This window comes from Pseudoselenomonas ruminantium (genome assembly GCF_900113715.1).
GTDB classification, from domain to species: Bacteria; Bacillota; Negativicutes; order Selenomonadales; family Selenomonadaceae; genus Selenomonas_A; species Selenomonas_A caprae.
Genome location: NZ_FOQK01000005.1, coordinates 53219 through 71328, shown reverse-complemented (window position 1 = coordinate 71328; position 18110 = coordinate 53219). Strand labels below are relative to the sequence as shown.

At 53.1% G+C, this 18110-nt stretch carries 15 protein-coding genes; all 15 read left to right on the top strand.

What is annotated here, in order from left to right; all coding sequences use genetic code 11:
- Positions 1 to 56: 56 nt before the first annotated feature.
- The 15 genes from BM181_RS03890 to BM181_RS03820 all read left to right on the top strand — a co-directional run bounded on the left by BM181_RS03890 (position 57) and on the right by BM181_RS03820 (position 18035).
- Positions 57 to 485, top strand: a complete 429-nt coding sequence (locus BM181_RS03890; protein WP_075442511.1) for a hypothetical protein — start codon at positions 57 to 59, stop codon at positions 483 to 485.
- Between the two features lie 18 nt (positions 486 to 503).
- Positions 504 to 929, top strand: a complete 426-nt coding sequence (locus tag BM181_RS03885; protein WP_014423949.1) for a hypothetical protein — start codon at positions 504 to 506, stop codon at positions 927 to 929.
- 81 nt (positions 930 to 1010) lie between these two features.
- Positions 1011 to 1445 carry a J domain-containing protein gene (locus BM181_RS03880; RefSeq protein ID WP_075442510.1) on the top strand — a complete coding sequence of 145 codons (435 nt, stop codon included), beginning with the start codon at positions 1011 to 1013 and terminating at the stop codon, positions 1443 to 1445.
- Between the two features lie 31 nt (positions 1446 to 1476).
- Entirely contained in the window at positions 1477 to 2046 is a 570-nt protein-coding gene (locus tag BM181_RS03875) for an FHA domain-containing protein (RefSeq protein ID WP_075442509.1), read from the top strand.
- A 334-nt stretch (positions 2047 to 2380) separates the two neighbouring features.
- A complete protein-coding gene (locus tag BM181_RS03865; RefSeq protein ID WP_075442507.1) occupies positions 2381 to 2956 on the top strand; it encodes an FHA domain-containing protein in 576 nt (191 codons plus the stop codon).
- Positions 2913 to 3887, top strand: coding sequence for a PP2C family protein-serine/threonine phosphatase (locus BM181_RS03860; RefSeq protein WP_256211281.1), 975 nt, complete (start codon positions 2913 to 2915; stop codon positions 3885 to 3887). The genes BM181_RS03865 and BM181_RS03860 overlap by 44 nt, the downstream gene beginning before the upstream one ends.
- Positions 3844 to 5814, top strand: a complete 1971-nt coding sequence (locus BM181_RS03855; protein ID WP_075442506.1) for a PP2C family protein-serine/threonine phosphatase — start codon at positions 3844 to 3846, stop codon at positions 5812 to 5814. Before BM181_RS03860 ends, BM181_RS03855 begins: the two co-directional genes overlap by 44 nt.
- A gap of 21 nt (positions 5815 to 5835) precedes the next feature.
- The gene (locus BM181_RS03850; protein ID WP_075442505.1) at positions 5836 to 6657 is read left to right on the top strand and encodes a tetratricopeptide repeat protein; all 822 of its coding nucleotides are present in this window, start codon (positions 5836 to 5838) and stop codon (positions 6655 to 6657) included.
- Positions 6636 to 7370, top strand: a complete 735-nt coding sequence (locus tag BM181_RS03845) for a hypothetical protein (protein WP_075442504.1) — start codon at positions 6636 to 6638, stop codon at positions 7368 to 7370. The genes BM181_RS03850 and BM181_RS03845 overlap by 22 nt, the downstream gene beginning before the upstream one ends.
- Before the next feature lie 18 nt (positions 7371 to 7388).
- A complete protein-coding gene (locus tag BM181_RS03840) occupies positions 7389 to 10163 on the top strand; it encodes an Hsp70 family protein (RefSeq protein ID WP_075442503.1) in 2775 nt (924 codons plus the stop codon).
- Positions 10164 to 10176: 13 nt separating this feature from the next.
- Positions 10177 to 10785 carry a hypothetical protein gene (locus BM181_RS03835; RefSeq protein ID WP_075442502.1) on the top strand — a complete coding sequence of 203 codons (609 nt, stop codon included), beginning with the start codon at positions 10177 to 10179 and terminating at the stop codon, positions 10783 to 10785.
- 4 nt (positions 10786 to 10789) lie between these two features.
- Positions 10790 to 11329, top strand: coding sequence for a PAAR-like protein (locus tag BM181_RS03830; protein WP_075442501.1), 540 nt, complete (start codon positions 10790 to 10792; stop codon positions 11327 to 11329).
- Positions 11330 to 11389: 60 nt separating this feature from the next.
- Positions 11390 to 11803 (top strand): hypothetical protein, encoded by a 414-nt coding sequence (locus BM181_RS03825; RefSeq protein WP_082336152.1) that lies wholly within the window; start codon positions 11390 to 11392, stop codon positions 11801 to 11803.
- Between the two features lie 117 nt (positions 11804 to 11920).
- The gene (locus BM181_RS15245; protein WP_177207157.1) at positions 11921 to 12073 is read left to right on the top strand and encodes a hypothetical protein; all 153 of its coding nucleotides are present in this window, start codon (positions 11921 to 11923) and stop codon (positions 12071 to 12073) included.
- 19 nt (positions 12074 to 12092) lie between these two features.
- Positions 12093 to 18035: a DUF6531 domain-containing protein gene (locus BM181_RS03820; protein WP_075442500.1), complete on the top strand. Its 5943-nt coding sequence runs from the start codon at positions 12093 to 12095 to the stop codon at positions 18033 to 18035.
- Positions 18036 to 18110: the final 75 nt, after the last annotated feature.

The window sequence follows — 18110 nt, the reverse complement described above, 5'->3', positions numbered from 1 at the left end:
TGGCGGCCGCATAGATGTTTTTTAGAAGATCCGATTCCAAAAGGAGGAAAAAGACTATGGGTTTTCGAGTTAATGTTACCGGCGGTGCCGAACAGATTTCGTTCGACGAACGCAGTATCACGAAGGTGGAATTCTACTCCGATACGCCGGATGATTCCAATGCCCGGGCACGGGATATCCGCCTGAGTGTCAAGATATGGGGCAAGATGAATTTCTCGCTGGGCGGTCAGTCCGTCGACAGCACGCTGGGCGCAGCCAAATGGGCCGGGGTACCGGCCGAGCGTGCCGACTGCTACCGCAATGCCGTTATCGATGTCGTCGCGGCCGGACAGATTGTCCGCCAGTATACCTTCCCCAATGCTTTTGTGGTCGAGTATACGGAAGACCTCGACGATGAGGCCGGCGTGGGCCAGTTCTATCTGCATATCAAGCAGAAGAAAGACCTCAATACGGCAGTGCAGTTAAATGGCGGCTTTGGCGCTTGATAGAAGGAGGAGAAACGTATGTCTTTTCAGGTACAGGTAACCGGCGCGGAACCCTTTTCTATCGAGCCGGAATGCACGAAACATGTTAAATTCAGCACGGATATCCCGATGGACTCCGATGCCCGCACGAAAGATGTCGGCGCGACGCTGGTCATCTCGGGCAAGATCCTTGCCAATGCCACAGGCGCAGCAGCTGACAGCACGCGGCAGATGCTCCTGTGGTCTGTGGTACCGGCGGAGCGGGCTGAGGCCTATCGGAATGTTACCGTGACCTATGTGGCTGGCGGCGTGGTGGAGCGCAAGTACACCTTCACCAATGCGTTTGTCGTTGACTATCAGGAAGTTTACGATGATGGCGATGGCAACGGCACCTTTACGCTCTGGCTCAAACAGAAGAAAGATAAGATGGCTGAGCTGCAGGTTGAAGGCGGATATTCTGCCTAAATAAGAAAGACCGCTCACTTTCTTGACTGCTGAAGGGGTGGATAGAATGTCCACCCCTTTAGTAATAACAGGAGAAATCATATGAAAGATTATTATAAAATACTTGGCCTGTCCCCGACGGCAACCAAGAAGGAAATCAAGAAAGCCTTCCGCCAGCTGGCCCGTAAATATCATCCGGACTTGCATCCTGGCGATAAAGCGGCGGCTGAGCAGTTCAAGCGCATCAACGAAGCTTGTCAGGTGCTTAGCGATGAGAATAAACGCGCCCGCTATGACCTTGACCGCAAACAGCAGGGGCAGCGGCAGCAGACACAGCAGTGCAGGCAGCATACGCAGCAGCAGGCTGCACATACCAGCAGTGCGAAGCCGGATTTTAGCCAGGCCTTTTCCCGCCGTGCGTTTGAAGATGCATTCTTTGCCGGTATCCAAAAGCCAACGGCCAAGGATGCAGGCAGTGACAAGAAGAACCCGCTGGACACCAGCGACTTGTTCAAGGGCTTCTTTGGTTTTTCTTGAGCGGACGAAAGCCTAGAGAGGAGAAGATATCATGTACCGGAAACAAATCACTACGGCCTTGCTCGGCATCGCCGGCATCGCACTTAGCATACTCGCTGGCCTTACGGACCTGGGAAATCCTGCCGTGTCGGGCGCGCTTATCGCCCTTGGCCTTGTCCTGTTCCTTTGGGCAGTGGTAAGCCTCATCCGCTGCCTGCGGCAGCCAGTGCCAGAAGTCATGCCGGAGAATCCCGCAGCCAAAAGCGAACCTGCGGCTCCCGCAGGCATCACGCAGCTCAATTGGCTAAGCGAAAAAGGCGATATCCTCAAAAGCTGGAACCTCTTCAATCGCACCGGGCTGGTCATTGGCCGTGACTATCAGGAGAACATGGTCGACATCGATCTCGAGAAAAGTCCTTATGCGCCGCTCATCGATATCGAGCATGCGGTGCTCAACTACGCCAATGCCGAATGGTATGTCGAAGATCTTTCCAGCCGCAACGGCACCCAGCTCTGCAAAGCAAGAGACGGCCGCAAATACCAGCTGACTGCCGGCGAGCCCTGTAAAGTAGAAATCGGCGACATCATCATCGTCGGCATGACCCAACTGGAGCTGGCGTAGGGAGGATAAATGGCGGTATCGATAGCACCTGTCAGCCGATGGCCGATTATCAGAATCGCTCACTTACCACCGAGCATGGGAAAAAGCTCTATCTGAATCCCCGTGATATGGGAGCCAGCGGTGCAGGGGGAGCGCTTAGCTTGACGGATGGCGATAAGCTATCGTTTCGGAGTGCAGGCAAAGTGTGGGATATCGGCACAACTTTGCAAGTAGTAGAGCCAGCAACGCAGCCACGGAATAATTTGAGGATATACTAGAAAATTCTGAGGCGGATATTTTGGATTTGAATCGTCCGTTATTTATATGAGTTTAGTAGAAAAAGGAGTTAAGTGAGATGAGTGGTCTTATTCGTTGCCCGAATGGGCATTTATTCAGTTCGCGGCGGTATGGTACGGTTTGTCCGTATTGCAATATCGAGACGGCGACGCAGGAGCGCAAGGAGACGAGCATGGTCGGCCAGAGTGATGTCGATGTGGACGAGATGCTGATGCTGGAGAAAATCGATCCGGTCTGTGGCTGGCTCGTCTGCATCGATGGGCCGCGGCAGGGAAAGGATTACAAGATAAAGTCCGGTAAGAATTTTATCGGCCGTGCCGATGATATGGATATCCAGATCCTGGGGGATAATCGCATTTCCCGCCGCAATCATGCGATTCTGGTCTATGACCCGAAAAAGCATGAGACGGTGCTTTTGCCAGGCGACTCCAATGGCCTTGTCTATCATAACGAAGCGGCTGTCTATACGCCGGTGGTGCTGTCGGTCTACGATGTGATCGAGATGGGCGAGAGCAAGTTCTTGTTTGTGCCGTTCTGCGGCGATCATTTCCGCTGGGAAGATCCGTCGGGGCTGCCCGAAGAGGGCGGCTATGAGACTGAGGGAGAAAGCGATGGCAGCTATGGGAATGTATAGTCTGCTCGGGATCGGCGCACTTATCGTCGTACTGCTTATCGTGCGGTTTTGGCCAGAAAAACAAACTGTGGCGGAGGAAGCTGTACCCGAAAAAAATGAGCCGCCGCGCAATCCGATTGGCACGGCGGCAACGATTGGCCAGCGGCAGCTGCAGCAGGATCTGACCGGTAGTGCCTTGGGCGACGCAGGCGGGCTTTTGCTGCTGGCTGATGGCCGTGGGCAGGCGGGCAAGATTGCGGCAAAGCTCGCTATCGATACGTGCCTTGATCTCTATCAGGAGTGTCAAGCAGGCGAAAAGCCGCAGTATTATTTCCGCAAGGCGTTCCAGGCGGCCAACCATAAGATACTCAGCGTTCTGGAGGACGGCCGTGGGTCGACCTGTCTGGCCGCGGCCATCATCGAGCGGAGCCGCCTTTACTATGCACTGGTGGGCAACAGTCGCATCGCCTTGTTCCGGGATGGGGATTTGGTGCCGGTGACCGAGGGACAGACCATCGATATCCTGGCTCAGCATCGTTATCAGCAGGGGCGCATTTCCAAGGAGCAGGCGTTGAAGCTGCTGCATGAGCGCCGTCTCTACAATTTTGTCGGGCAGGATGGCTTTCACGATATCGAGTTTTTCAGCGAACCTATCGAACTGCAGCCAGGCGATGTGGTGGTCATCCTGTCCGATGGCGTGACGGAGACCGCGCCCTGGCGCAAGATTGAGGATTGCTTGAGCCTTCCGATTACGCCGCAGGAAAAAGCGCAGCGGATCATTGCGCTGGTGGAGGCCAGCAAGCGGGAGGATAAGGATAACGCCAGCGTTATCCTCTATGATTTGCATGATCCGGCAGCAAAGCCTGCCGGGAAGAAACAGGGAAACAAGAAGAAAGGGAGTATGAACCTTGAGAAAATCAAACAGCGACTTTCGGACCGCCTTTGTGTCTGAGACAGGCAGTCAGCTTGTAAATAACGATTATTTTGCCTTTGTGGAGCTTGACGACTACGCTTGCTATGTCATTGCGTCGGGGATTACGGATTTCAAGGAATCGCAGGGCGCTAAGCGGGCTGTAGAGAACATCCTGCTGAGTTTCCAGGAGCAGCCGGGGATGTCGAAGATGGCGCTCAAGCGCTATCTGCAGGATGCCAATGACCGCTTGGTGGCAAGTGCTTCGCGGGAGAAACTGCGGGCTTCGGTGGTGGTCGTGGTCACGGATTACGAGAAGATGCGCTACGCGTCTGCGGGTAATGCCCGTCTGCGCATGTACCGGCAGGGGCGCATGAAAATCCAGTCCAAGGATCAGTCGCTGGCTCAGGATCTTGTCGACCAAGGAAAGTCTATAACAACGGTGGCTAAGAGCAGGGAGCGCAACAATCTCTATGCGTACCTGGGCAAGCGCGACGATTTCACGCCGTTTATCTCGCCGCAGTTGAAGCTGATGGATGCGGATATCATCAGTCTTTATACCGAGGGAATCTGGGAGAATGTGGATGAAGGCGAGCTTGACGATGTCTTTGTCGATGCAACCAATGAGCCCCAGGAGTCTGTCGACTATGTGGAGGAGCTTTTGCTGTCGCGTCAGCCGCAGGATTTGCGCAATTACACGATGGCAGCGATTTTTGTCAATCGGGTCTTCTCTGACCCGGAGCGGGCCCGCAAGCGCCGCCGCCGCATCCGGCTGGCGATTGCCGCTGCCGTGCTCTTCCTGATGGTTGGCGGTTTCTTCTTCTACCGCTATCATGCCCATCAGACGGCGGTGCGGGAGATGTATGCACAGGAGCGCCGGATGCTGGCCTATTGCAGTGCGGAGAACTTTGTGCGGGCGCAGAAAGAGTGCGACGATTGCGTGCAGAAGGCGACGAGGCTCGAGGAGACAGCTGAGGCGGAAAAACTCGAAGCGTATCAGCAGACCATCGATGCCATCGTGCAGGGCGATGATGCGTTCCGCGACAAGGACTTCGAGACGGCCTACGATCGCTTCCAGTCGGCCAAGGAGCTGTCGCGTCAGTCGGATATGCTCGGCAGTGACTATATCGACCACCGCATCCATCAGAGCGGTGAGCATTTGTCGGTCGATGATCTGATCAGCCTCGGCGACCATGCTTTGGAATCCGGGGATCTTGATAAAGCCGAGGACTACTATTTCCAGGCACGCGACAAAGCCGAGTGGCAGCACTATGCCGAGGGCAAGAAGCGGGCAATCGAGGCGCTCAACAAGCTCTATGATGCCAAGGCCAAGCAGCTTGGCAAGCAGGATGAGGCCAGCAAGGCCTTGATGCAGGCAGCTATCAGCAAGGGCGACAGCCTGCTTTCGGCGGGCGACTATAAGGGCGCTGAGGCGGCCTATCTGGAAGCGCGCCGCATGGCTGCCCAGCTCGGCGATAAAGGCGGCCGCGACCAGTCGATGAGCGGCCTGGAGAGCCTGCACAAGGCACAGGGCGAGGCCGAGCAGGCGATGCAGAAGAAGGCTGACGACTATGCCAATGCCTTCGGTGCCGCAGCTGTGATCGAGACGAATGGCGACCGGGCAGCTGGCAGCGGCAATTATTCCGAGGCCGTGGCCTGCTATAACAGTGCCTATGCCAAGTACACGGCCCTGCGCGAATACGGCGAGGCCAATAACGTGAGCGACAAGCTCGCGAGCGCGCAGGCAAACCTGCAGAGCCAGCTGGAAACGCAGGCAACGGCCAAGAGCTATGAGGATCAGGCCCGCAGCCTCTATGGCTCCCATGACTATGATAATGCCAAGCAGGCAGCCGAGCAGGCCAAGGCAGCCTACCAGCAGGCGGGCAACAGCCAGAAAGCTGCTGAGATGGATACACTGCTGGCCAATATTACCGCTGATACGGCCATCGCTGCAGGCCTGCCGCAGTGACAGAGCAGAAAGGAAGTCAGTATGGATTATCAAAAACAAGTGGTGGCCATGGCTATGGCCTGTACCTGCCTGCTGCCGGCATCGGCAAGCGCTGCTTCTGCTGATGTTTTTGCTGATGTGGGCAAGATTGCCGTGGCCGAGCAGGTGCTAAGCAAACTGCATCTGCCTGGCATCGGCAAAGCATCGCCACAGGATAAGGCCGCCCGCAAAGCGCAGCGTGAAGCCAAGAAGACCCAGAAGCAGCTTGAAAAGGCGTATCGCAAGTACGATTTCGAGGCCGTACAGGCATGGGCCAGGGAGGATGACCCCGAAGCCATGTGCATCGTGGCTTATGCCTATCAGACGGGGCAGCAGGTAGAGCAGAGCAAGGAGCAGGCCGCAATCTGGCAGGGAAAGGCAGCACGGCTGAATGCTGCACTGGCCAAGGTTTATGCAAGTCCTGCCTACCAGGATAAGAAACTGCCGCTGGCGCGTCTTTATGCCATGGCTGGACGGCGGGCGCATCAGGGGCAGCTTGTGCCCCTGAGCTATGAGGCAGCTGTACGCTGGAGCCAGCTGGGCGCGCATGAGGGCGATACAGCGGCACTTGCCTATATCGGCTCGGCCTATTATACAGGCCGCGGTTTGCCACGCGATGAGAAGAAGGCCATCGAGTATTTTGAGCGGGCACCGCATGATCCGCTGTCGGTCAGCTTGCTGGCTGATGCGTATAAGAATGGCCGCGGAGTACAGCGGAATACCGAAAAGGGAGAAGCATATGCAACCTTCCTGCGGATGGCGCAGGATAAGATGGATAATCGTGTCAAGAAAGGAGTTTTTCCATGGGGTTCAGATTACAGGTAAACGGGGCAGAGTCAATCGCACTGGATGAGAATATGATCCGGACGGCCGAGACGGAGATGTTCACGCCGGCAGATTCACGGGCGCGTGCGTCAAAATGCCTGTCCACTATCGTTGTGACAGGCAAGCTCTATGCAGCTGCGGAGGGCAATGAGACGATGAAGCTCTTCAACTGGGCGCACTGCCCCGCAGAGTCTCCCGATGCCTATCGCGATGTGGTACTGACCGTGGTCTTTGCCGGCAATACGTTCCGGCAGGTGCATTTGTCCAAGGCCTTTGTCGTCGACTATCAGGAAAGCTACGAGGATACCGAAGGCTTCGGCACCTTCCGGCTGGTCATCCGGCAGAAGACCGATTTGGTGGATAAAGTGACAGCTGGTGCAGTAAGCGGCCTGGGCGCCTTGGGGGGAGCGCTTGGAGGAGCCATGGGCGGCGCTATGGGCAGCCTGGGCACCACGGCAGGGATACCGCTTGCAACTGGCGGCTGCTTTGGGCCTGGCCAGAAAATGAATACGGGTAAAATCATGGGAGAAATCGCCCGGCAGACCGCAGAGGCTGAGGTAATCAAACACGCAGCCAAGGCGTCGCCGATCGCGGGGCAGATCACGCAGGCAGCAGCAGCGACAGCCGAAATCCAGCAGGCGGCTAAAAAGCCGCAAGAGATGCTGCAAGTAAAGAACAGGAAAATGAATATGGATGATTTTATCATCCATTAAAGGCAAGGGAAGAATGGTATGGCTAGGAAGATAGGATATACGTTGAATCGCAACGGGAAAATCGAAACCAACAAGAGCGAAGGGACAAGACGCTATTACCGCCGTGAGCTTTTGGGCATGTCGACGGTGCAGCTGCAGGAAATCGCACGCCGCGAGAAGGTCATCGTCGGCATTGTCAATCCCATGGACAAAGAAGCCTTGATTGAGACCATTATGCGCTATCGCGGGGCCGATGATAATCTGCTGATCCGCAAGTATTCCGCGAAAGGCTGGAACGCTCTGGAGGCGGCACTGAAGAAAACCGTCTGGCAGCAGGCGGCAGGTCTTGCGCCCGAGTGCAGTGGCAAGTTCATCGTCTGGCAGCAGCTGGCCGTCGATTTCTATGACAATCTGAAGGTCCGCTATATGCCTGAGCTAATCGGTACCAATGCGCTGGTGGTCGATGGCGACAGGAATCTTTGCGGCATCTTCAATGTCGAGCCCAAGGGCAAGGCGCAGGACTATCTTTATCTGCGCAAAGAGGCTGGCCTTCCCTGCAAGGAGGCGGCAGTCAAACGCTATACGCTGCTGTTTTTTGACCGGTCAGCATCGGCGCAGATTTTCCGCCTGTATAGCGGCGAAATGACCTATACGCCCGAGAATATCCGCCTGGCGCAAGTGCCGTTGGTAGACTTTATCGTTCGCGAACCCAAGACGCTGCATCTGCCTGTAGCGATTGACTTTGGTACCTCCAATACTGCTGCCGGCGCCTATCTTGACCACCTCTATTTCGAGAGCCAGCAGCTCGAGACGCCGCCAGGAATCCGTGAAAATGAAATCAATTATGCGATTTTCTACGACCGGCTCCATGATTTTGCCGCGACGAATCTGCTGCCCAGTGTGGTGTCGGTCCTTTCGCTGCAGGATCAGGAGGAACCACAGTACCTGTTTGGCTATGATGCCGTCGAGATGGCCGCCGACAGCTATATCGATGAGGGCTTTTGTGTCTTTTACGATATGAAGCGCTGGATTAGCGACTACGAAAAGGATGAGGAAATCACCGACCGTCATGGACGGCGGGCCTTTGTTCCCCGCAAGGAAATCCTGCGGGCATTTTTCCTGCATGTCATCCATGCCTTGGAAAACCGCCTCAAATGCCGCATCAAAGGCATCCATATCTCAAGTCCGGTCAAGCAGAAGTACCTGTTCCAGAAACTTTTTCGGCAGATCCTGCCCGAGTATGCGGTGGAGCATGACGCCATCGATGAGGGAGTGTCCGTGCTCTACAATACCGTCAGTGAGCTTATCGAGCAGAAAAAGGCCCGCAAGAATCAGCTCTATCATGCCCTTATCATCGATTGCGGCGGCGGTACCACGGATCTTTCCTCCTGCAAGTTCCGCGTGGATGACCAGCGGGTATCCTACAAGATTGACATCGAGACGGCCTATGAAAATGGCGATACGGATTTTGGCGGCAATAATCTGACCTATCGCATCATGCAGCTGTTGAAACTCAAGATTGCCGAGCAGCTATCGGGCGAATACGACCGGCATAGTAAGGATGCCCGCTGGGCCCTGCAGCATGAGGTCTATGGCGCGCAGGCAGCTGTCGATGCCCAGGCCCGCGAGCAGCTGCGCCAGATTCCGCATAGCAAGGAACTGCTGCGGGCCTTTGATGTAGATATTTTCCGCAGTGTCGATGAGCATGGCACGGAAGCTCTGTATCAGGCCCTCGATAGGGCCTATGCTGCCGTGGAGGCTGTCCTGCCGACGAAGTTCAAGGAATGGGAGAAAGAAAGCCGCACGGATTACTTCAAGGTCAAGAATAACTTCTATTTTCTGTTCCATTGCGCCGAGCAGGTCAAGAAAGCCTTTTTCGAGAAAGCGGGCGCACTCAAGATTATCCTGACGGCGGAGGGCAATCATGAAGCGCCGGGTCGCAATTGGCAGCTGCGGCGGGAAATCCCCATCGATGACGGCGAATCCATCGTGCTGCCGATGGATAAATGGAAACTCGCCGTTCATCAGGCGGGCGGCATGGTCACGGTCAAGCAGCTAAAGGATATCGTGTGCAGCATCTTCGATGTCAATCTGCTGTTGACGCCGGATATCTACGGCGTTATCGCCCGCTTTCTTGACCCGCTCTATGAAAGCGGCGACATTGAAGATTACAGCATTATCAAATTGACCGGTCAATCCTGCAAAATCGACCTGTTCCGCGACTCGCTCAAGGAATTCGTGCCAGGGCGGGTAATCAAGTCCAAGCGCAAGTCCGGGGACAGCTCGGACTGCCGGGAGCTCAAGATGACCTGCATCGATGGCGCGCTCAAATACCTGCGCGACAAGAAATACGGCTATGCCGATGTCCATATCATCAGCCAGCCGCCGAAACTGCCGTATAGGCTCACGGGCTTTACCCATAATGGTGAGGAGATTAACCTGATCGATGGCATGGCGGGCCTCAGCCATGGCGAGCTTTCGCGCAATATGGATAACCTTACGCTCATGCTGTACCTCAAAGATGAAGATGGCAGTATCCGCTATAATTTCACCTATACCTGCACGCAGGCAGAATTCACACCCAAGACCCAGGAGGAAATCGAAGCCATCTACGGCGAGCACATCCCGCAGGCTGATACGGATACCATCATTCACCGTGAGGCGAAATTCTTTATCTGGTCAGAGCCAAAAGAATGGGGCTTTATGATCGTTCCTGTCTACCGCGAGGGAGAAACCTTGATGCTTGGCAAAGAGAAATTCCAGAGCTTTGAAAACGATGGCTGGATGAACAGTTTCTTTGATGGAACGAAATAGGGGGGCAATATAAATGCGTTTTGATCAGGAAATATATCGCCGGCAAAATGAGTGGCGGGAACAGGAAAAACTATCAGAAAAGGTGGTTGATGATGTCCTGCCATCAATCGACGAGACGATGACAACGGTGGCGGGGATTGACTATCACTTTGCCGATAGGACTTTTTTCGATGGTGCTTTGACTCTTCGTATCCCCAGCGAATTCAAGCTCTTGGGGAAGGAAGTCATGAAGCAGTTCTTGCCAGCTTGCCGCGAAAATCAGTTGTTGTTAAGTGACGACGCGGCGATATTTACCATAAGCCTTTTGCAGCAAAATCGTAAACTGGAACAAAAGGATTTAGAAAAGGAAAAGGATACCTACTGCCAAGTCCTGCCGAAACTGGCCGCTGGCGTGCATATCCACGCCGCTGAGATTCTCGCGGGAAAACATCAATCCCTTGTCTGGATAGAATATACCAACGAAACTGTAACCGAGCGCATGTATAACTGCTTGTTTTCCGGTGGCCTCGGAGATGCATCGGTAACAGGTTCCATCAGCTTTACCTACGCCCAGCGGCAGGTTAAGGATATCGCCAGACAAATCGCTTTATCGTATACGAATAGGACAAAGAAAGGAGCTTGAGAATATGGGCGCTAAGGAATATATGACCATGATGAGTGACTACACGAAGTGCACCTATGGGAGTATGAAAAATCAAATCAATATGCGCGATGATCATGGCGTTTTGTCGCGCAAAACAGGCAAGGCCGTGCTGAATGCCAATGACCATAAATGGCAGGAAAATATCCTGGGGTATGGGATGTGCAGTGCCTTCTGTGATGATAATAACGAGTATGCCCAGCTGATAAATAGCGCCCAGCAAAACGGAAACCGATTCGTAAGGCCGCGCGTAAAATGCGTCTGCCATGCACGCACGGAAGAAGCCTGGCGCGATGGCGATAAGCATTTTGTCATTGAAGGGGCACCGGTACTGACGAAAGAAAGCACGCTCGAATGCAGGTGGGGCGGCGTAATCAGCTTTTGCGACCCACCAAAACCAGGCGATGATGATGTGCCACAGACTATGGGCGAAAAAGCAGCAGGCGCGATTGCAGGAGTCGCTTCATCATTAAAGAAAGAAACAGAGGCAATAAAAAAGAGTCTGACTAAGGATAATACCAAGTAAATACCAAATCTACAAATATGAATCATGTCTGTTATCGATGAAAAAAAGGATGAGATTGCGATGCGATTGGCAAGAAAAATTGTAATGTATTTGGTTTTTGCAGGCATGCTGCTATCCGTATATGATGAATTTGCTAATTACATGGAAAATGGTGATGATTTTAAGCGTGACCCGAAAGTCTTATATGAGATATATGGCGAGTTGCCAATACCTGATAATACAAACGAGATTGAAAAAAAAGAATCCATAAGAGAGAGACACTCCGTGTCATTGGATATATATTATTGTACAAGATTATCAAAGGAACAAATCAAACGGTTTTATATTATGTACTTAACCGATAAAGGGTGGAAACAAATCGATAAACAAGATGGCAATTGCATGGTGTTGTTTAAAAAAGACAAATGGAAAATAGCGGTTCAGGATGAGAATGAAAAATATCGAGTAAATATTTATAAAATATATAGATATTAGAGAGGAGAATTCGATTGTTGTTTGTTGATTATGCAGTGTAGGGGGATACGATTGGCAAGAAAAAAACACCTATCGGGTGCATATCTATAAATTCTATACATACTAAAGGATAAGACTATGAAATTTATCTATTTATTGTATTTGGTGATTATAAGAACATTGATTGAGATTATCAGCACGCCGGATGATATCTTTGCTTGGGGGACGCTGGGGTTTGTTTGCTTGGCAACTTGGTGGGCACGGAAAATAGAGTCGAACGGTGACGAATGATAGGTTAGCAGGAGGATATATGGAACAGGTTACATTAGGACAGCTAAAAGTCGAAGGCTTGCCCTATCAGCGTATAGAAAAAATCCAAATAGATACCAGGGCAGGCCAGCATGGAATCTGTGACCTGCAATTCATCGCACTACCTGCGGCGGACATGTCCTTGGTACAGAGGATAGAGGGGCAACCCATCAAGGTTTTGTTAAAAACAGAATTGCTTTTTGCGGGTATCATCACGCAGGCAGTCTGGCAGGAGCAGGCTGGGTATAGCTGCTTGCTGGTCCGGGCGGTAACCTTGTCGCAAGCGATGGATATCAAGCGGCACAGCCGTACGTTCCAATCCGAGAGCAAAACACTTAGCGATGTAGCCAATGCCATCGGCCAGCCGTATGGCCTACAGATAGCTGTGCAGGATAATCCTGTTTTGCCGCGTATGCTGTATCAGCACGAGGAAACGGATTGGCAGTTTTTAGTCCGGTTGGCAGAAACGACCGGACATTTTCTGTTTACTAACTGCGCGAGCGATCGGATTCAGCTAAGCGTAGGCTTTGTGCCGTTTTCAAAGCGCCAGCGGGAGGAATATGATAGAATCGATACTATTTCCCTGTCGGTGAGTACTTGCCGCAAAGTCAAAGAAAATATCCGGCCAATGACGGCGCCTTGTGAGTTTCAGGACACGGGGCTTGCTACGTATGACTGGAAACTGACGGCAGGCCATGGGCTGGAATATGAACAACGGGTACAAGCGGTGCTGGAAAGCCATATCGTCTCCGAAGATGCCCTGCTAATCAATCGTCTTACGCTGCGTCATAAGGAAGGCTGCCGTCCCGAGGCAGAAGAGGAACTGCGCCGCAGGAATATGCCCCAGCAGCTTACCGGTACCATACTGGCGGTCGACGGAACGAATGTCAAGGTAAAATTCGATTGCGATGAACAGCAAGATATCGAAGAGGCCTGCTGGATTCCCTATGAGAATACCGTCAACAACTATCAGTATTCCATGCCGGATGTTGGTGACCATGTATTTGTCTACTTTGAAGAAAACGGCGAAAAGGTAGCGTTAGGCAGTCATCGCGGTGAGCTCGGCGGCAATCCCGATTACGAGGCACCGGAAAACCGCAATCTGACGTCTACCAATAATATGGTTCAGTTTCAGCCAAACAGCGTGGTGATGATTGCGGGGCGCAGTGGCGCGGATTCTGCCTCGATAACGGCGGATGACAGTCGTGGGATTTCGGTCGTCTCGAATCATGATGTGGTGGTACATAGCGGCAAAGATATTGTCATCCAGTCCGGAACGGATAGCGTGGACGATAAATCGGGAAAAGTAGCACCAGGCTTTTGCCGTGGATATGACAAATATATCGGCGATGGCGGCCAGGCATTGGCGCAGACTCTGCAGCTTGATATAGCAGCAGGGAAAATCGGCCAGGATGCAAGTCTTAGCAAAAGCCTGGGGGCACCTAAGGAAGCGCCGGTTACCTCTGACCTGGGCAGGGATTTATTCCGTCAGTCTGGCCAACGGCATACTACTTCGCCAATGAATGCTGCGATTGAAGATTTTGCCACCAGGGTTTCCGACGGGCGGATAAATGTCGAGGCGGGGCAAGCAATGACGCTAAAGGTCGGCGGGAACTGGCTTTGTCTCGATGGTGCGACGAATACGGTCGCATTAAAGGCTCCGCTCGTGGCTGGCGAGGGCTATATCCATAACCAATATCCGCAGGAACGGACAACAGAAGATATCGAAATGAATAATCTGAGTCTGGCCATCGATGCCGCTTTGCTGGTGGCTTGCTTTACGCCAGTGGGGCCTGTCGCGTCTGTGCTCTTATCCTTGAAGATTATTGGCGAAGACTTGGAGGCAGGGAATAAAAAGGATGCGGCAATTGATACGGCCTTAGCCATGCTGCCTGTGGCTGGCAATATTTTTGCCAGAACGAAAAGAGGAGCTGAGGCTATCCGCAGCGCCAGTAATGGCTTAAAGGCAGCACGGTTGGCAGCAAGAACCAAAATCGATAAGGCCTGGGGCGCGCTGAAAAAATTTGCCTCAGACCATGTGTCGCTGGAGAAAATCGACAAGGCCATTATCCAAGGGGCCAAGGCAAGGCCATGGCTCAGAAGCAAAATGGGAAATCTGCCGAAAAATGTTGTCATGAGTTGCGGGCGGAAAAGCAGCGGCAATAAGATGCGGGACAGGACAGCGCTGAATGGTGCCCCGGAAAAGGCGAAGAATACGACACCGGCAGTATCCGGCACGCAAAATGGAGCCAATGGGAAAACGTCGGTGGCCGATCCGATAGATGCTGTGACCGGCAGTTTTTGTATGACCGTGACCGATTACCGTCAGAAGGATTTCGTGGAGGACTTCCTGCTGACGCGTACGTATGAATCCATCTATGAGAATCACGGGCAGCACCTCGGCCGCCGCTGGCTTATCAACGTGGGGAGTGCTCTGGAGCGGCGGGGAAAGCAGGTGCGCATCCTGTGTGCTGATATGCATCTGGAGAAGTTTGCGCAGCAGGCAGATGGCAGCTGGCAAAATGAACGTGGCGGCGATCAGGGAATCACGCTAGCGGAAAACGAAACCGGCTATCAGCTGGAAAATCGCCACCAGCAGAAAACGTATTTTTATAACAAATCCGGCCAGCTCACAGATATGGTTTTGTGCCAAAAGGCCAAGATCCATATCGAGTATCACGGCAGGCAAATCCAGACTGTGCGCTTGGCGGATGGACAGGAATTATCCTTCCTTTATGCGGAAGACAAAATCGCGCAGATTACCGACGGGATAGGCCGCACCATCTGCTATGAATATGAGGATGACCTGCTGACCTGCGTGACCTATCCCAATGGCGGCCAGGCAAAGTATACCTATACGTCGGAAGGCTGGATTCGTACAGTTACCGATCTGAATGGCATCTGTTATCTGCAGAATGATTACGACCGTGAGGGCCGGGTGCTGCATCAGCAGATGAAAAATGGTGCGGAATATCTTTTATTCTACGATGATCAGAACCGTCAGACGACCGTAACCGACCAGCATAGCGGCAAACGGGTGACCTATCATTGGAATCGGCAGCATTTGGTGGAAAAAACCTTCTATCCGGATGACACGACGGCGGAAAAGGCCTATGATGAGCGGGAGAATGTAATCTATGAAAAGGACCGGCTCGGACGGGAAACCAAGCGGACATACAACGAAGCTTCCCAGCTGCTGCGCGAGGAACTGCCCAGCGGATTGACACGTCAGCTTGCCTATGACGGGCAGGGACGCCTGCAGGAGGAAACGGATAGCGAGGGTGGCTGTGTGCGCTACCGCTATGACAAGCATGGCTGGCTGATCGCCCGCGAGACGAAGCTGGGCGAAGGAAAGTGGAAAAAGGAAAGCTGGCAGTATGACTTTCGGGGCCGCGTCCTGACCCAGGCGGTAAATGGGTGTGAAACAACCTATAGCTATGAAGGAACGCTGCCGGTCCCGAGCAGTATGATGCTGCCGGAGGGCGGCTGGTTCAACTATGAGTACGATAAGGTCTGCCGCCTTATGTGCATCCAAAGCGAATTCGGTGAGCGCAGCTTTGGCTATGATGTCATGGACTACCGGGCCTGCGATACCGATGCGCTGGGGCATATGGAAAGCTGGCAGTATGACCTCATGGGCAATTTGCAGAAGCATATCACGCCCAAGGAACAGGATAAGGGCGCTGACCAGCAGGTCAGCCGCTATATCTATGACTCGATGGATCACTGTATCCTGGAAACGGCGCCCGAGGGAATCGTCTATGCCCGCACCTATGATGCAGAAGGGAATCTTATCAAGGAAGTCCATCCGGAGGCCTATGACCCCGAAACCGGAGAGGGCGAGGGCACCCTTTACGACTACGACACCGATGGACACAAAATCCGCATCCATTATCCCGATGGTGGTGTGGAGCGGCGCTTCTATGATGCCGAGGGAAATCTCTGCAAGCGGGTAACACCGAATCACTATGATGCGTCCACGGACGATGGCGCAGGTATGAGCTATACGTATGATGCAGGCAATCGCCGCACCACGGTGAAGAACGAAGCTGGCGACCTGCTCGAAGTCTCCCGCTATGATGCCAAAGGCCGCTGCAGCTATCATCAGGATGCTGGCCAGCTCGAAGCCAGCCGTGACGGCATGGTTTATGCGACAACCTATAAATACGACTTGGCCGGCAATAAGCTTGAAGAACGCAGGGCGGTCGCAGAAAAAGATGGCGCTATCCAATATAGCCTGCGGCGATGGACCTATGATATCCATGGCAATATCATCGAGGAAAAGACCTGGCTTACGCTGCAAAGCGAGACTAGTGCCAGCGGACTGACACGTACCATCCGCCAAGATTATGATAAGCAGAACCGGCTGATACGCGTAACGGATAATCTAGGGGCAGAGGTCAAATACACCTACAACAGCATCGGCAAACGAACCAGTGAGGAACGTAAGATCAATGCCAAAGAAATCCAGCGGATTGCGTATCGCTATGATAAAACCGGCCGTCTCATCGACCGCGCAGAGGAGCTCAACAAAAAACGCAAGGGCAATTGGTGGTCGCATACCCACTATACCTACGATGCCAATGGCAACATCACGGAGATCCAGCTGCCCGACGGCAGTAAAATCCAGCGCGGCTATGATGCAGCAGACCGGCTGGTGGCAGAATGTGTCATCGACCATGCGTCGGGACAGAAGAATACCACGTGCTTCACCTACGACAAAGCCGGCAATATCCTGCGCATTGCCGATGACTGCGGACGGGCGCAATCATTTACCTACAACCTGTTGAACCAGCGGACGCAAGCCGTCACCAGCGAAGGGCGCAGACAAGAGCTTGTCTATGATCACGAGGGCAATGTGACCGAGCGCCGGCTGCCGCAGGGGATGACCTATCGGTATCGATACGACAGCGCTGGCCGTCTGACCACAGTCATCGGGACTGACGATCAGGTGCTCGAAACTGTTGCCTATGACCGCGCGGGCCGCCGTATCAAGGTAGAGACTGCCGCCGGCAGTGGCGCAGCCTACGCCTATACGGCTGCTGGCTGGCAGACAAAGATCGCAACCAATGGTGGCGCCAGCCAGGCCTATCACTACGATGCCCAGGGCAATATCACAGGCATCGTTGATGGCAACGGCAACGAAACGAGCTACGTCCTCGACAGCTGGGGCCGTATCACGGAAATCCGCAAAGCTGACGGGTCAAAAGAAAACTATTCCTATGACTTTGCGGGCAACATTACCGAAGCCGTCGATGGCAATGGCAATAAACGTACCTACGAATACGATAGTAACAACCAGCTAAAATCCATAACCTATCCAGATGGAGCGCAGGAGCAGTATCTTTATACTGCCGATGGAAATTTAATCCAATCCCAAGACCGCAATGGTATAACGAATACGTACCAGTGGAATGTCTACGGCAGTCTTATCGAGCGCAAGGCAGGCAATCTGCGTAATAGCTACGAATATGCGCCCAATGGGCAGCTTATAGCGGCCATCGCAGGCGGCATGGACTACCGCTACACCTACGACAAAGACGGCCTGCTGCTCAATAAGAAAGCCAGCGGCAAAACGCTTTTGGCCTATACCTACGATGAGCTGGGCCGTAAGATAAGCCAGACTGATATTACAGGCAGACAGGTTAGCTATAAGTTTGACAAGTCAAATTACTTAGTTGATATATGCAACGAAATTGACCAGTCAATTGTCAAATTTACCCGCGATGCTGATGGTGCCATCCAAAAGATAACTCACGCCAACGGCATGTGGCAGGATATCACTTATGACGCGGATAAGAATATAACGAGCCTGACGATAGCCACGCCGGATAAGATTCTCGCCAAGAACACCTACCGCTACGACGGCAATGGCCAAAGAATCGAGAAAAATGAGCGGACAGGTCAAACGCTCTACACCTATGACAGCCTCAATCGACTGTAGCAGGCAGAATATCCGACATATACAGAGCGGTTCACCTACGACCGAGCAGGGAATCGGCTGACCCGGACGGCAAAA

What these genes read in the sequence shown, in the direction of transcription:
- BM181_RS03830 (WP_075442501.1), top strand. Translation starts at nt 10,790, where the DNA reads ATGGGCGCTAAGGAATATATGACCATGATGAGTGACTACACGAAGTGC.
- BM181_RS03865 (WP_075442507.1), top strand. Translation starts at nt 2,381, where the DNA reads ATGAGTGGTCTTATTCGTTGCCCGAATGGGCATTTATTCAGTTCGCGG.
- BM181_RS03885 (WP_014423949.1), top strand. Translation starts at nt 504, where the DNA reads ATGTCTTTTCAGGTACAGGTAACCGGCGCGGAACCCTTTTCTATCGAG.
- BM181_RS03875 (WP_075442509.1), top strand. Translation starts at nt 1,477, where the DNA reads ATGTACCGGAAACAAATCACTACGGCCTTGCTCGGCATCGCCGGCATC.
- BM181_RS03850 (WP_075442505.1), top strand. Translation starts at nt 5,836, where the DNA reads ATGGATTATCAAAAACAAGTGGTGGCCATGGCTATGGCCTGTACCTGC.
- BM181_RS03835 (WP_075442502.1), top strand. Translation starts at nt 10,177, where the DNA reads ATGCGTTTTGATCAGGAAATATATCGCCGGCAAAATGAGTGGCGGGAA.
- BM181_RS03825 (WP_082336152.1), top strand. Translation starts at nt 11,390, where the DNA reads ATGCGATTGGCAAGAAAAATTGTAATGTATTTGGTTTTTGCAGGCATG.
- BM181_RS03880 (WP_075442510.1), top strand. Translation starts at nt 1,011, where the DNA reads ATGAAAGATTATTATAAAATACTTGGCCTGTCCCCGACGGCAACCAAG.
- BM181_RS03820 (WP_075442500.1), top strand. Translation starts at nt 12,093, where the DNA reads ATGGAACAGGTTACATTAGGACAGCTAAAAGTCGAAGGCTTGCCCTAT.
- BM181_RS03845 (WP_075442504.1), top strand. Translation starts at nt 6,636, where the DNA reads ATGGGGTTCAGATTACAGGTAAACGGGGCAGAGTCAATCGCACTGGAT.
- BM181_RS03860 (WP_256211281.1), top strand. Translation starts at nt 2,913, where the DNA reads ATGAGACTGAGGGAGAAAGCGATGGCAGCTATGGGAATGTATAGTCTG.
- BM181_RS15245 (WP_177207157.1), top strand. Translation starts at nt 11,921, where the DNA reads ATGAAATTTATCTATTTATTGTATTTGGTGATTATAAGAACATTGATT.
- BM181_RS03890 (WP_075442511.1), top strand. Translation starts at nt 57, where the DNA reads ATGGGTTTTCGAGTTAATGTTACCGGCGGTGCCGAACAGATTTCGTTC.
- BM181_RS03840 (WP_075442503.1), top strand. Translation starts at nt 7,389, where the DNA reads ATGGCTAGGAAGATAGGATATACGTTGAATCGCAACGGGAAAATCGAA.